Source organism: Thermoanaerobacter siderophilus SR4, from assembly GCF_000262445.1.
Lineage (GTDB): Bacteria > Bacillota > Thermoanaerobacteria > Thermoanaerobacterales > Thermoanaerobacteraceae > Thermoanaerobacter > Thermoanaerobacter ethanolicus.
Window position 1 is genome coordinate 761,194 of record NZ_CM001486.1, and the last position, 12,718, is coordinate 773,911.

The window sequence follows — 12,718 nt, forward strand, 5'->3', positions numbered from 1 at the left end:
CCTATAAACTACTTTTACCATCTATAGTGAGCAAATGCCTTGTTAGCTTCCGCCATCTTATGAGTATCTTCTTTCTTCTTAACACTTCCACCAGTATTATTTGCAGCATCCATTATTTCTGCTGCTAATTTTTCCATCATAGATTTGCCACTTCTTTGCCTTGCATACTCTACAAGCCATCTTATTCCAAGAGATAACCTTCTTTCAGGCCTTACTTCCACAGGAACTTGGTAAGTGGCACCACCTACTCTTCGAGGCCTTACCTCAAGAACAGGCATGACATTATTTAAAGCTTCTTCAAAAACTTCAAGAGGATCTCTTCCTGTCTTTTCTCTTATTATGTCAAAAGCTCCATAACAAATTTTTTGAGCTAAGCTCTTTTTACCATCCCACATTACTTTATTAATTAGTTTTGAAACTTTTTTACTATTATATACAGGATCAGGAAGGACCTCTCTTCTTTCTACATGACCTTTTCTTGGCATCCTTTTCCCTCCTTTTGTGTAAAAACTTTACAATAATTAACTCTACTAGATACATTTATAGTTCCATTTCATCTTTTTTACTTTTTAGGCTTTTTAGCGCCATACCTTGAACGAGCTTGCTTTCTATTGGCAACACCCGCAGCATCAAGGGCTCCTCTGATAATCTTGTACCTTACACCTGGGAGGTCTTTAACCCTTCCACCTCTTACTAAAACTACAGAGTGTTCCTGCAAATTGTGACCTATACCAGGGATGTACGCTGTAACCTCTGTACCATTTGTTAGCCTTACCCTTGCTATTTTTCTCAATGCTGAATTTGGCTTCTTAGGAGTTGTAGTCTTTACTACAACACAAACTCCTCTCTTTTGAGGATTACCCTCTAAAGCTGGAGCAGCAGATTTATATTTTACTGGCTTTCTTCCTTGTCTTACTAACTGATTTATTGTTGGCATTTTTGCACCTCCTTCCAAATAAATCAAGAAATAATTACCCCCTCAAAGGGGTAATTATTTCTTTTCACCTATAATATCCGCTGCAGCGGCAGCATTTACATCAATACCACACATTACCCCAAGTTCTTTCATAGTATCGACGTACACTATTCTAATTGATTTTTCCTCACATAGTTCTTTTATTTTTTTAGTAACATGTTCTTCCGCATCTTTTGCAATGTAGACCTGAAGTACATTGCAATTCATTATTGCTTTTAGAGTCTGCTTCGCTCCAACCACCCGCTTAGAAGGGCAATCTTGTCCCGCCATTCGCCTTCCTCCCATCAGGACAGCGGTTTTTAACACACTTAATAATTTTATCATTAAGCAGTTTAGCTGTCAACAGTAGAATTTCGTTTCAATCTTTAGTTGCTTGCCTTTACTTCTGTTTCTTCTTTTTCTTTATCTTGTCTTTCCTGTTGGTCATTCACTTTTTTTACAACAGAAATATTTCTATAGCGTGACAAACCTGTTCCAGCAGGAATTAGTTTACCTATTATCACATTTTCTTTTAATCCTAAGAGCGGGTCTACTTTACCTTTTATAGCCGCATCTGTAAGCACTCTTGTCGTCTCTTGGAAAGAAGCAGCTGATAAAAAAGAATCTGTTGCCAAAGCCGCCTTTGTAATTCCCAAAAGAGCTCTTCTTCCAGTAGCGGGTCTTAATCCTTTTTCAATTGCTTTTTTGTTTTCATCTTCGAATTTAAACATATCTATAAGCTCTCCAGGAAGCATTGAAGTATCTCCTGGGTCTTCTACTTTTACTTTTCTCATCATTTGTCTTATTATTACTTCAATATGCTTATCATTTATTTCAACACCCTGCAATCTATAAACCTTTTGAACCTCTTGTAGCAAGTAAGTCTGTACTGCAAATATTCCTTTTATCTTTAAAAGGTCATGAGGATTTACAGACCCTTCTGTCAACTCATCCCCAGCTTGTATTACCTGACCATCATGAACTTTAAGTCTTGAACCATAGGGAATGAGATAAGTCTTAGAAATATTGTTTTCTTCATCTGTTACAATGACTTCTCTTCTCTTCTTTGACTCATTGATTCTTACAACACCAGAGATTTCAGAAATTACAGCAAGTCCTTTTGGTTTTCTTGCCTCAAAAAGCTCTTCTACCCTTGGAAGACCTTGTGTAATATCTGCACCAGCTACACCGCCAGTATGGAATGTTCGCATTGTAAGCTGTGTACCTGGTTCGCCTATAGCTTGTGCAGCAATAATGCCCACTGCTTCGCCTATATTTACAAGTTCACCTGTTGCAAGGTCTCTACCATAACACATTCTACATACGCCGTGTCTTGACTTACATGTCAAAAGTGACCTTATCTTTACCTTTGTAATACCTGCTTTTTCGATTTTTTCTGCTTCCTCTTCGTTTATCAACTCATTTCTTCTGACAATTATATTGCCTTCATTATCAACCACGTCTTCAGCCGCAACTCTTCCTATTATTCTGTCAGCTAATTTTTCAATTATTTCATTTCCTTCTCTTATTTCTTCTACATAAATTCCTTCATCGGTTCCACAATCATCTTCTCTGACTATGACATCTTGGCTCACATCAACTAATCTTCTCGTCAAATAACCAGAGTCTGCAGTTCTTAAAGCTGTATCCGCAAGACCTTTTCTTGCACCGTGAGTAGATATGAAGAATTCCAACACATTAAGACCCTCTCTAAAGTTAGACCTTATAGGAAGCTCAATAATTCTTCCTGAAGGGTCTGCCATAAGACCTCTCATACCTGCTAACTGCCTTATCTGGTTTTTACTTCCTCTTGCTCCTGAATGAGCCATCATAAATATAGGATTAAATTTGTCCAAGCTTGCCATCAAAGCTTCTGTAACTTTTTCTGTAGTCATGTTCCATGTCCTTATTACGCTCTCATATCTTTCTTCCTCGGATATGAGACCACGTCTGAATTGGCTTTCAATTTTACTTACCATTTCATCTGCTTCTTTTAGAAGCTTCTCTTTTTCTTTAGGTATTACCATGTCAGATACACTGACAGTAATAGCTGCTTTTGTAGAATATCTGAAACCTAACTCTTTGATTTTATCAAGAGTTTCTGCTGTCTTTGTTGGCCCGTGTAATCTGTATACTCTATCTAAAATTTTCCCCAATTTAGATTTATCTACTAAATCATTAATTTCTAAGTCAAAAGCAGTTTCAGGATTAGTTCTATCTACATAACCTAAATCCTGTGGAATTGCTTCATTAAATATAATTTTTCCAACTGTTGTCTCAATTATTTTTGATTTTTTGACTCCATCAATTTCTTTTGTCATCTTCACTTTTATCTTAGCATGGATGTGAATGTATCCCAGTTGATATGCCATAATAGCTTCTTCAGGGCTGGAGAAATATTTGCCCTTACCTGGAACTCCCTCTTCATCTGCTGTTAAGTAATAACAACCTAATACCATATCTTGAGTAGGAGTCATAACAGGCTTTCCATCTTGGGGCTTGAGTATGTTATTAGCAGCCAGCATTAAAAATCGCGCTTCAGCTTGTGCTTCCATTGAAAGAGGTACGTGGACAGCCATCTGGTCACCATCAAAGTCTGCATTGTAAGCCGTACACACAAGAGGATGAAGCTTTATAGCTCTTCCTTCAACTAACACCGGTTCAAAAGCTTGAATACCCAATCTATGAAGTGTAGGTGCTCTGTTTAGTAACACAGGATGTTCTTTAATAACTTCCTCTAATACATCCCATACCTCAGGCTTTACCTTTTCAACCATTCTCTTAGCACTTTTTATATGCTGCGCCAAACCCTCATCTACTAATTTCTTCATTACAAAAGGCTTAAAAAGCTCTAATGCCATTTCTTTTGGCAAACCACATTGATAAACTTTAAGCTCCGGCCCCACTACTATAACGGAACGACCTGAATAATCTACCCTTTTACCTAAAAGATTTTGTCTGAATCTTCCTTGCTTACCTTTTAGCATATCAGAAAGGGATTTTAAAGGTCGGTTGCCTGGGCCTGTAACAGGTCTACCTCTTCTGCCATTGTCTATCAAAGCATCTACTGCTTCTTGTAGCATTCTTTTTTCATTTCTTACTATAATATCTGGAGCCCCTAAGTCTAAAAGCTTTTTCAATCTGTTATTTCTATTGATTACTCTCCTATACAAATCATTAAGGTCTGAAGTTGCAAAGCGTCCACCATCCAACTGCACCATAGGTCTTAAATCAGGCGGAATTACAGGTATAACATCTAAAATCATCCATTCAGGGCGATTGCCGGAATCTATAAAAGCTTGCACTACTTCTAACCTTCTAATTGCTCTTACCCTTTTTTGGCCAGTAGATTCACGTATTTCAGCTCTCAATTCTTTGCTCAATTTTTCTAAATCTATTTCTTGTAACAATTCTTTTATAGCTTCGGCTCCCATCCCTGCTCTAAATCTGTTGCCATATTTATCAAGGTAATCCCTATATTCTTTTTCTGATAATAATTGCTTTTTAGTAAGAGGAGTATCGCCGGGGTCAATAACCACATATGATACAAAGTACAGCACTTTTTCCAATGCTCTTGGAGACATATCAAGAAGAAGCCCCATTCGACTTGGAATCCCCTTTACATACCATATATGTGCAACAGGGGCAGCAAGTTCAATGTGCCCCATTCTTTCCCTTCTAACTTTGGACCTTGTAACTTCAACTCCACATCTATCACAAACTACACCTTTGTATCTCACTCTCTTGTATTTACCGCAATGGCATTCCCAGTCTTTTGTAGGTCCAAAAATTCTTTCACAAAAAAGGCCATCCCTTTCTGGTTTTAACGTTCTATAATTGATAGTTTCAGGCTTTTTCACCTCACCTCTTGACCATTCTCTTATTTTTTCAGGTGATGCTAACCCAATTTTAATAGCCTCAAAATTTCTTAACTGAAACAAGGAGTGTCGCTCCTTTCTTCAATAAATTTTGGTTTTAACTAATTAAATGTCAAAATCTTCGTCAATCATCAAATCGTCATTTTCTATATCAAAACTATCCGGCTCAAAATCAATATCCTCTGGCAGTTCTTCAATCTCTTCTTCAAAGCCTTCTTCGTAGCTTTCTTCATACACTTCTTCTGGTGGCGTATCTTCGCGTCCTTCTATATTGATATTAAGAGTAGCATCTGGCACATCAGAATCGTCATCATCTTCAAATTCTTTTAATGGAATTTCTTGATTATCTTCTGTGATAACTTTGACATCTAATGCTAAGCTTTGAAGTTCCTTAACCAATACCTTAAAGGATTCAGGAATACCTGGTTCTGGTATGTTTTCACCCTTGACAATAGCTTCATAGGTTTTTACACGACCTGATACATCGTCAGATTTCACAGTCAAAATCTCTTGTAAAGTGTGAGCTGCACCATATGCCTCTAATGCCCATACTTCCATCTCACCAAATCTCTGCCCACCAAACTGAGCTTTTCCACCCAAAGGTTGCTGAGTAACCAAAGAATATGGTCCAGTAGACCTTGCATGCATCTTATCATCAACAAGATGGTGAAGTTTCAGCATGTACATATAACCTACTGTAACTTTATTATCAAAAGGCTCGCCTGTTCTTCCATCGTACAATTGCACCTTGCCGTCAGGAGAAAAACCCGATTTAGCTAAAAGCTCTTGTATGTCTTCTTCTGTTGCTCCATCAAAAACAGGTGTAGCAATCTGCCATCCCAATGCTTTTGCAACAAGACCCAAGTGAACTTCTAAAACCTGACCAATGTTCATACGGGATGGAACACCTAATGGGTTTAAGCATATCTGCAAAGGGGTACCGTCTGGCAAAAACGGCATATCTTCTACTGGAAGTATCCTTGAAATAACACCCTTGTTACCGTGGCGCCCTGCCATTTTGTCTCCAACAGAAATTTTCCTCTTTTGAGCAACAAATACTCTTACCATCTGGTTGACTCCTGGTGGCAATTCATCACCATTTTCTCTGGAATAAACTTTAACATCTACTACTATACCTGACTCACCGTGAGGAACACGCAAAGAAGTATCTCTTACTTCTCTTGCCTTTTCTCCAAAAATAGCTCTTAAAAGTCTTTCCTCAGCTGTAAGTTCAGTCTCACCTTTTGGAGTAACTTTACCTACCAATATGTCACCAGCGGTAACTTCTGCACCTATACGTATTATTCCTCTCTCGTCTAAATCTTTTAAAGCATCTTCGCCTACATTCGGTATTTCTCTCGTTATCTCTTCTGGACCTAATTTCGTATCTCTTGCTTCTGCATCATACTCCTCAATGTGAATAGAAGTTAAAGAATCATCTCTAACCAATTCTTCACTTATCAAAATAGCATCTTCATAGTTGTAACCTTCCCAAGGCATAAATCCTACTAAGACATTTTTCCCAAGTGCAAGTTCACCGTGGTCAGTAGAAGGTCCATCGCATATAACTTGCCCTTTTTTCACTTCATCTCCTTCATTTACAATAGGCCTTTGGTTTATACAAGTTCCCTGGTTTGACCTCTTAAATTTAAGTAAATTATACTCATCCCTTCTACCGTCCTTTGTTCTAATTACAACTTTATCAGCAGCGACTTTTTCCACTACTCCATCGTTTTTCGCTAATACTACTACACCAGAATCAACAGCTGCCTTATATTCTATACCAGTTCCAACTATTGGTGCTTCAGGTTTTATAAGGGGTACTGCTTGCCTCTGCATGTTAGACCCCATCAAGGCTCTATTCGCATCATCATTTTCCAAGAAAGGTATCATAGAAGTAGCAACAGACACTATCTGTTTTGGTGAAACGTCCATGAAGTCCACTTCTGTTGGAGGTACAGCTATTATCTCTTCTTTTAATCTACATACCACTTTCTCATTAATAAACCTGTTGTTTTCATCTAATGGTTCGTTAGCTTGAGCTATAATATATTCATCTTCTTCATCTGCAGTCATATATACAATTTCATCTGTAACTGTACCAGTAGTTTTATCTACTCTCCTATATGGAGCTTCAATAAATCCATATTCATTTACACGAGCATAGGTAGTCAAAGATCCAATCAAACCGATATTAGGTCCTTCAGGAGTCTCAATTGGACATATCCTTCCATAGTGAGAATAATGAACGTCTCTTACTTCAAAACCCGCTCTTTCTCTACTAAGTCCTCCAGGACCTAAAGCACTTACTCTTCTCTTATGAGTAAGTTCTGCCAAAGGGTTAGTTTGGTCCATAAATTGAGAAAGCTGGGAGCTTCCAAAAAACTCTCTAATGGCTGCTACAACTGGGCGAATGTTTATAAGGTTTTGAGGAGTAATTTCATTCACATCTTGGATTGTCATTCTTTCTTTGACTACTCTTTCTAATCTCGCAAGTCCAATTCTAAATTGGTTTTGCAATAATTCCCCTACAGACCGCAGTCTCCTATTTCCTAAATGATCTATATCATCTATTGAACCTATTCCATGAGTTAAATTTAATTGGTAACTTATAGTGGCTATAATGTCATCTTTAGTAATGTGCTTAGGAACAAGTTCATCCATTCTATTTTTTATTTCGTTTATTACCGCCTCTTCATCAGAGAAATTGTCAAGTATTTCTTTTAATATACTTAAATTTACTGCTTCTTTTATATTTAAGCTAGATACATCATAAGGCATTGGATATTTATTTATATCCACCGTATTATTGCCTATTACTTTTACTACTTTACCCTCTACTAACACTTCTACTACATTTATGCCGCAATTTTGAATTTCTTCTGCCTTTTCTTTTGAAATTTTCTCTCCTTCTTCTACTAATATCTCACCTGTAACAGGGTTGACAATCTTTTTTGCACTCTTTAAGTTTGCAATTCTCGTTTTTAACGCAAGTTTTTTATTAAATTTATAGCGTCCAACTTTTGCTAAATCATACCTTTTTGCATCAAAAAATAATGCATACAAAAGGCTTTTAGCACTCTCGACAGTAGGCGGCTCTCCTGGTCTTAATCTCTTATAAATTTCTATTAAAGCCTCTTCTTCAGATTTTGTAGTATCCTTATCTAAAGTAGCTTTTAATTTTTCCTCTTCCCCTAAAAGGTCAAGAATTTGAATATCAGTACTATAACCCAAAGCCCTTAATAATACAGTAATTGGAACTTTTCTTGTTCTGTCAATTCTAACATATACTATATCATTGGAATCTTCTTCATATTCTAGCCAAGCGCCTCTATTTGGTATTACAGTTGCAGAAATTAATTTTTTCCCAAATTTATCAAATTGTTGTTCATAATAGACTCCTGGAGACCTAACCAATTGGCTTACAATTACACGTTCTGCGCCATTTATAATAAAAGTACCCTTTTCTGTCATTAAAGGGAAATCTCCCATAAATACTTCAGATTCCTTAATTTCCCCAGTCTCTCTGTTGGTAAGGCGTACTTTGACTTTCATCGGCACAGCATATGTAGTATCTCTGTCTTTACATTCTTCTACTGAATACTTGGGGTTATTTTCTAATCGATAATCAACAAATTCTAAAGCCAAATTCCCCGTAAAGCTCTCTATTGGGGAAATTTCTCTAAAGACTTCTCTTAATCCCTCCTCTAAAAACCATTTGTAGGACTTCTTTTGAACTTCAATAAGGTCGGGCATTTCTAATACTTCGTCGATCTTGGCAAAGCTCATTCTTGTCTTGTTGCCCACTTGTACAGGACGTACCATCCATTTCACCCCTTAAAAAATGTAAATTACCAAAAGTTTTCAACTTTTGGATTGCGCACAAAAGAACCCTATTTTACCATTATTATTCACCAACAGTCGTCCTCTTATACATATACATATATTAACAAATAAAAAAGGCCACTATTAATGCAATTTATTATAATAGCACAAGTGAAGATTTATGTCAACAATTCCCCATAAAAAAATAAGGGCAAAATTTTTGCCCTTATTTTATTTCTACTTTTGCACCAACTTCTTCGAATTTTGCTTTGATTTGATTTGCTTCGTCTTTGCTTACTCCTTCTTTAACTGGCTTTGGAGCACTTTCTACTAAATCTTTTGCTTCTTTTAGTCCTAAGCCTGTTACTTCTCTCACAACCTTGATAACTTTTATCTTGTCGCTACCTACTTCTTGTAAAATAACATCAAATTCTGTTTTTTCTTCAGCTGGTGCTGCTGCTGGTGCTCCAGCTGCTGGAGCTGCTGCAACTGCTACAGGAGCTGCCGCAGATACGCCAAATTCCTCCTCTAAAGCTTTTACCAATTCAGCTAATTCTAGAACTGTCATATTTTTTATGGCTTCCAAAATTTCCTCTTTGTTCATTTTCTCTACCTCCATCTTAAAATTTTATTTTGTTTTCAAGCTTCAGCTTGCTTTTTCTCTTTCACTGCATTTAAAGCATAAAGCAGGCTTCTCAACGTGCCAGACAACACGAAAACGAGGTTGGTAATAGGAGCTTTCATGCTGCCCAAAGCTTTCGCCACAAGCTCTTCCCTTGAAGGAAGCTCTGCCAAAGCCTTAATTTCTTCAACTGTCACTAACTTCCCATTTACAAGACCTGCTTTTAACTCAATTCCCTTGTGGTCTTTCATAAATTCCACAAGAACTTTAGCAGGCGCAACAGGGTCATCATATCCAAAAGCTACAGAAGTTGGCCCTTCAAAATATTTAATTAAATCATCTCCATAGCCTAGTTCCTTAGCTGCAATAGTCATTAAAGTATTTTTGTAGACTTTGTACTCAGAATTAGCTTCTCTAAATTTGCGTCTTAATATAGTATCATCTTCTACAGTCAAGCCACTAAAGTTTGAAAAAATCACTGTTTGTGCTCGTGACAATTTGTCTTTAAACTCTGCTACGATTTGTTGCTTTTTCTCTTTTGCTGTGCCCACCTTCCCACCTCCTTAAAAAATTTAAAAAGGATCCCGTAGACACGAGGATCCCTTTTGGGAATTTATTTCTAAAAACCTCGGTGGGATTTACGTGCAAAAGCACACCCACTGTCTACGGTCTTTTTATTCAATTTCAACGTCACTTATTATACCTTACATCTTTTTGTCTGTCAACAACTTTTATTAAAAAATCTTTAAAGGATTAACCTTCACACCTGGTCCCATTGTAGAAGATAACACTACACTTTTGATGTATTGTCCTTTTGCGGCTGCTGGTTTGGACTTGATTATAGCATCCATAACTGCTCTGAAGTTTTCTAATAACTTCTCTTTCCCAAAGGATTTTTTCCCTATAGGAACGTGAATTATACCTGCTTTATCCACCCTGTACTCAATCTTACCAGCTTTAATTTCTTTAATAGCTTTTTCTAAATCAAAAGTCACAGTACCTGATTTAGGGTTTGGCATTAATCCTTTTGGACCTAATATTTTACCTAATCTCCCTACAGCTGCCATCATATCAGGAGTTGCAACTACAACATCATAATCAAACCAATTTTCATTTTGAATTTTTGCAACTAATTCTTCTGCTCCCACATAATCAGCACCTGCTGCTTCTGCTTCTTTAGCTTTTTCCCCTTTTGCAAAAACTAATACTTTCACACTTTTTCCTGTTCCGTGAGGAAGCACTACTGTACCTCTTACCTGTTGGTCAGCATGTCTTGGGTCAACACCTAGTCTTACAGCTAAATCAATTGTTTCGTCAAAATTTGCCTTTGCAGTTTTCAAAACAATATCTATTGCTTCATCACTGGAATACTGCTGTGTTTTGTCATATAACTTTAAGCTCTCTAAATATTTTTTCCCACGTTTCATTTTCTAACCTCCTTGTGGTATTATCGGACTTTCCTCCCACTTATTTTTATACAATCTCTATACCCATGCTTCTTGCAGTACCTGCTATCATCCGCATAGCAGCCTCTATATCAGAAGCATTTAAGTCTTTCATCTTGATTTCAGCAATTTCTCTAAGCTGCTCCCTTGTAATTTTTCCTACTTTTTGTTTGTTAGGTTGCGGAGAACCTGACTCTATTCCAGCTGCCTTTTTGAGTAGCACAGCTGCTGGTGGAGTTTTAGTTATAAAACTAAATGACCTGTCTGCATATATTGTAATAACAACAGGAATTATTAGCCCTGCGTCTTTGGCTGTCCTTTCATTGAACTCTTTACAAAAAGCCATTATATTAACACCGTGAGGTCCTAAAGCAGTACCTACTGGTGGCGCAGGAGTAGCTTTTCCCGCTGGCAACTGTATTTTTACAACTGCTGCCACTTTCTTTGCCATGATTACACCTCCTTACCAAATTAAAATAGCTTATGAGTTTCTACTTTTATATTTTTTGAAGTTGTACAAGGTCAAATTCAACCGGTGTCTCTCTCCCAAACATGGAAATTAAAACTTTCGCCTTTTGTCTTTCTGGATAAATCTCTTGAACTACTCCAATAAAATTCTCAAAAGGCCCAGAAATAACCCTGACAGTATCTTTTACATTAAGGTCAACTGCAGTTGGAATCTCTTTTATACCTAAAGCTCTAACTTCCGCTTCAGTTAATGGTACAGGTTTAGATCCAGGGCCTACAAATCCTGTAACACCCCTGGTATTTCGCACAACGTACCAAGTATCATCTGTCATAACCATTTTCACCAAAACGTAACCCGGGAAAATCTTTCTCTCGACAGTTTTCTTTTTACCGTCTTTAATCTCAACAACTTTTTCCGTAGGTACGATGATTTGGTGAATTAAATGCTGCAAATTCCTATTCTCTACAATTTTCTCTAAATTAGCCTTAACTTTGTTTTCATATCCAGAATAGGTATGAACCACATACCACTTTGCATTTTCTTTTTCTGGCATAGTCAACCTCTGGGGACTCGCCCCAACCTCCTTTAAACTTTAATAATGAGCTTTAATAGATAACTAAAAACTGAGTCAATCAAAAAAATGAATACTGTAAAAAGAGCTACTACTATTAATACAATTTCCGTATAAGTTATCATAGTTTCTCTGCTTGGCCATGTCACCTTTTTCATTTCTGCCCTTACATCTTTGAAAAACTTGACAATTTTTCTTCCTTCACCGGCCATTTCCTCACATCCTCTTAAAGTTTTAAAAACTACTTAGTCTCTCTATGCAAGGTATGCTTTTTGCAGAATTTGCAGTATTTCATTAATTCTAACCTATCAGGGTCATTCTTCTTATTTTTTGTTGTATGATAGTTTCTATTCTTACACTCAGTACATGCCAATGTAATTTTTACTCTCAATTATTACACCTCCCGGTGATTCGACTGCTTAGTCAAATTTATCATAAATATAACTTCTTGTCAATCACCAAAAACAAAAAGTCTGTGTCAAAGATTTGTAGGTAGCTCATTAGTTGACATTTTGCACAGTTTGCTAAAGCATTGATTTAACTCAAAAGAAGCCAGGTTTGAACCCGGCTTCTCTTTATTCTATGATAGCTGACACGACGCCAGCACCTACTGTACGGCCGCCTTCTCTTATAGCAAACTTCAAACCTTCTTCCATCGCTATCGGTGTTATTAACTCTACTTTTATCGTTACGTGGTCCCCTGGCATTACCATCTCTACTCCATCCGGCAAGTTTATTACACCTGTAACGTCTGTCGTCCTAAAGTAAAATTGTGGCCTGTATCCATTGAAAAATGGTGTGTGCCTTCCTCCTTCTTCCTTCGTCAATACGTAAACTTGTGCCTCAAATTTCGTGTGCGGCTTTATCGTCCCTGGCTTCGCTAATACTTGCCCTCTCTCTACTTCGTCCCTCTGTACTCCTCTTAATAATACTCCTATGTTGTCTCCTGCTTG

Annotated in this window: 13 protein-coding genes and 1 other annotated feature; all 13 genes read right to left on the bottom strand. The window is 37.2% G+C overall.

Translation table 11 applies throughout. The features are described 5' to 3' along the window. Positions 1-14 precede the first annotated feature (14 nt). Positions 15-485, bottom strand: coding sequence for a 30S ribosomal protein S7 (rpsG, locus tag THESIDRAFT1_RS03720; RefSeq protein ID WP_003870267.1), 471 nt, complete (start codon positions 483-485; stop codon positions 15-17). Between the two features lie 77 nt (positions 486-562). Continuing rightward, positions 563-937 (bottom strand): 30S ribosomal protein S12, encoded by a 375-nt coding sequence (gene rpsL, locus THESIDRAFT1_RS03725; RefSeq protein ID WP_003868702.1) that lies wholly within the window; start codon positions 935-937, stop codon positions 563-565. 54 nt (positions 938-991) lie between these two features. Continuing rightward, the gene (locus THESIDRAFT1_RS03730; RefSeq protein ID WP_003870268.1) at positions 992-1,246 is read right to left on the bottom strand and encodes a ribosomal L7Ae/L30e/S12e/Gadd45 family protein; all 255 of its coding nucleotides are present in this window, start codon (positions 1,244-1,246) and stop codon (positions 992-994) included. 95 nt (positions 1,247-1,341) lie between these two features. Further along, positions 1,342-4,896, bottom strand: coding sequence for a DNA-directed RNA polymerase subunit beta' (rpoC, locus tag THESIDRAFT1_RS03735; RefSeq protein ID WP_006569569.1), 3,555 nt, complete (start codon positions 4,894-4,896; stop codon positions 1,342-1,344). Between the two features lie 42 nt (positions 4,897-4,938). Beyond that, on the bottom strand, positions 4,939-8,658 hold the full coding sequence (gene rpoB / locus THESIDRAFT1_RS03740) for a DNA-directed RNA polymerase subunit beta (protein WP_006569570.1): 3,720 nt from the start codon (positions 8,656-8,658) through the stop codon (positions 4,939-4,941). Between the two features lie 226 nt (positions 8,659-8,884). Further along, entirely contained in the window at positions 8,885-9,262 is a 378-nt protein-coding gene (gene rplL, locus THESIDRAFT1_RS03745) for a 50S ribosomal protein L7/L12 (protein WP_003870271.1), read from the bottom strand. Between the two features lie 35 nt (positions 9,263-9,297). Beyond that, positions 9,298-9,831, bottom strand: a complete 534-nt coding sequence (gene rplJ, locus THESIDRAFT1_RS03750; protein WP_003868697.1) for a 50S ribosomal protein L10 — start codon at positions 9,829-9,831, stop codon at positions 9,298-9,300. 13 nt (positions 9,832-9,844) lie between these two features. Then, positions 9,845-9,967, bottom strand: a sequence feature (ribosomal protein L10 leader region). Between the two features lie 47 nt (positions 9,968-10,014). Next, entirely contained in the window at positions 10,015-10,707 is a 693-nt protein-coding gene (rplA, locus tag THESIDRAFT1_RS03755; RefSeq protein ID WP_006569571.1) for a 50S ribosomal protein L1, read from the bottom strand. Positions 10,708-10,753: 46 nt separating this feature from the next. After that, positions 10,754-11,176 (bottom strand): 50S ribosomal protein L11, encoded by a 423-nt coding sequence (rplK, locus tag THESIDRAFT1_RS03760; protein ID WP_003868695.1) that lies wholly within the window; start codon positions 11,174-11,176, stop codon positions 10,754-10,756. A 46-nt stretch (positions 11,177-11,222) separates the two neighbouring features. Continuing rightward, the gene (gene nusG / locus THESIDRAFT1_RS03765) at positions 11,223-11,747 is read right to left on the bottom strand and encodes a transcription termination/antitermination protein NusG (RefSeq protein ID WP_003868694.1); all 525 of its coding nucleotides are present in this window, start codon (positions 11,745-11,747) and stop codon (positions 11,223-11,225) included. Between the two features lie 32 nt (positions 11,748-11,779). Further along, the gene (secE, locus tag THESIDRAFT1_RS03770; RefSeq protein ID WP_003870275.1) at positions 11,780-11,977 is read right to left on the bottom strand and encodes a preprotein translocase subunit SecE; all 198 of its coding nucleotides are present in this window, start codon (positions 11,975-11,977) and stop codon (positions 11,780-11,782) included. A gap of 29 nt (positions 11,978-12,006) precedes the next feature. Next, complete coding sequence (gene rpmG, locus THESIDRAFT1_RS12885) at positions 12,007-12,156, bottom strand: 50S ribosomal protein L33 (RefSeq protein ID WP_004402360.1); 150 nt, start codon at positions 12,154-12,156, stop codon at positions 12,007-12,009. A gap of 184 nt (positions 12,157-12,340) precedes the next feature. Next, positions 12,341-12,718: EF-Tu C-terminal domain-related protein (locus THESIDRAFT1_RS03775; protein ID WP_006569572.1), on the bottom strand; the 378-nt coding region annotated here is incomplete at its 5' end.

What these genes read in the sequence shown, in the direction of transcription:
- rpsG (WP_003870267.1), bottom strand. Translation starts at nt 485, where the DNA reads ATGCCAAGAAAAGGTCATGTAGAAAGAAGAGAGGTCCTTCCTGATCCT.
- rpsL (WP_003868702.1), bottom strand. Translation starts at nt 937, where the DNA reads ATGCCAACAATAAATCAGTTAGTAAGACAAGGAAGAAAGCCAGTAAAA.
- THESIDRAFT1_RS03730 (WP_003870268.1), bottom strand. Translation starts at nt 1,246, where the DNA reads ATGGCGGGACAAGATTGCCCTTCTAAGCGGGTGGTTGGAGCGAAGCAG.
- rpoB (WP_006569570.1), bottom strand. Translation starts at nt 8,658, where the DNA reads ATGGTACGTCCTGTACAAGTGGGCAACAAGACAAGAATGAGCTTTGCC.
- rplL (WP_003870271.1), bottom strand. Translation starts at nt 9,262, where the DNA reads ATGAACAAAGAGGAAATTTTGGAAGCCATAAAAAATATGACAGTTCTA.
- rplA (WP_006569571.1), bottom strand. Translation starts at nt 10,707, where the DNA reads ATGAAACGTGGGAAAAAATATTTAGAGAGCTTAAAGTTATATGACAAA.
- rplK (WP_003868695.1), bottom strand. Translation starts at nt 11,176, where the DNA reads ATGGCAAAGAAAGTGGCAGCAGTTGTAAAAATACAGTTGCCAGCGGGA.
- nusG (WP_003868694.1), bottom strand. Translation starts at nt 11,747, where the DNA reads ATGCCAGAAAAAGAAAATGCAAAGTGGTATGTGGTTCATACCTATTCT.
- secE (WP_003870275.1), bottom strand. Translation starts at nt 11,977, where the DNA reads ATGGCCGGTGAAGGAAGAAAAATTGTCAAGTTTTTCAAAGATGTAAGG.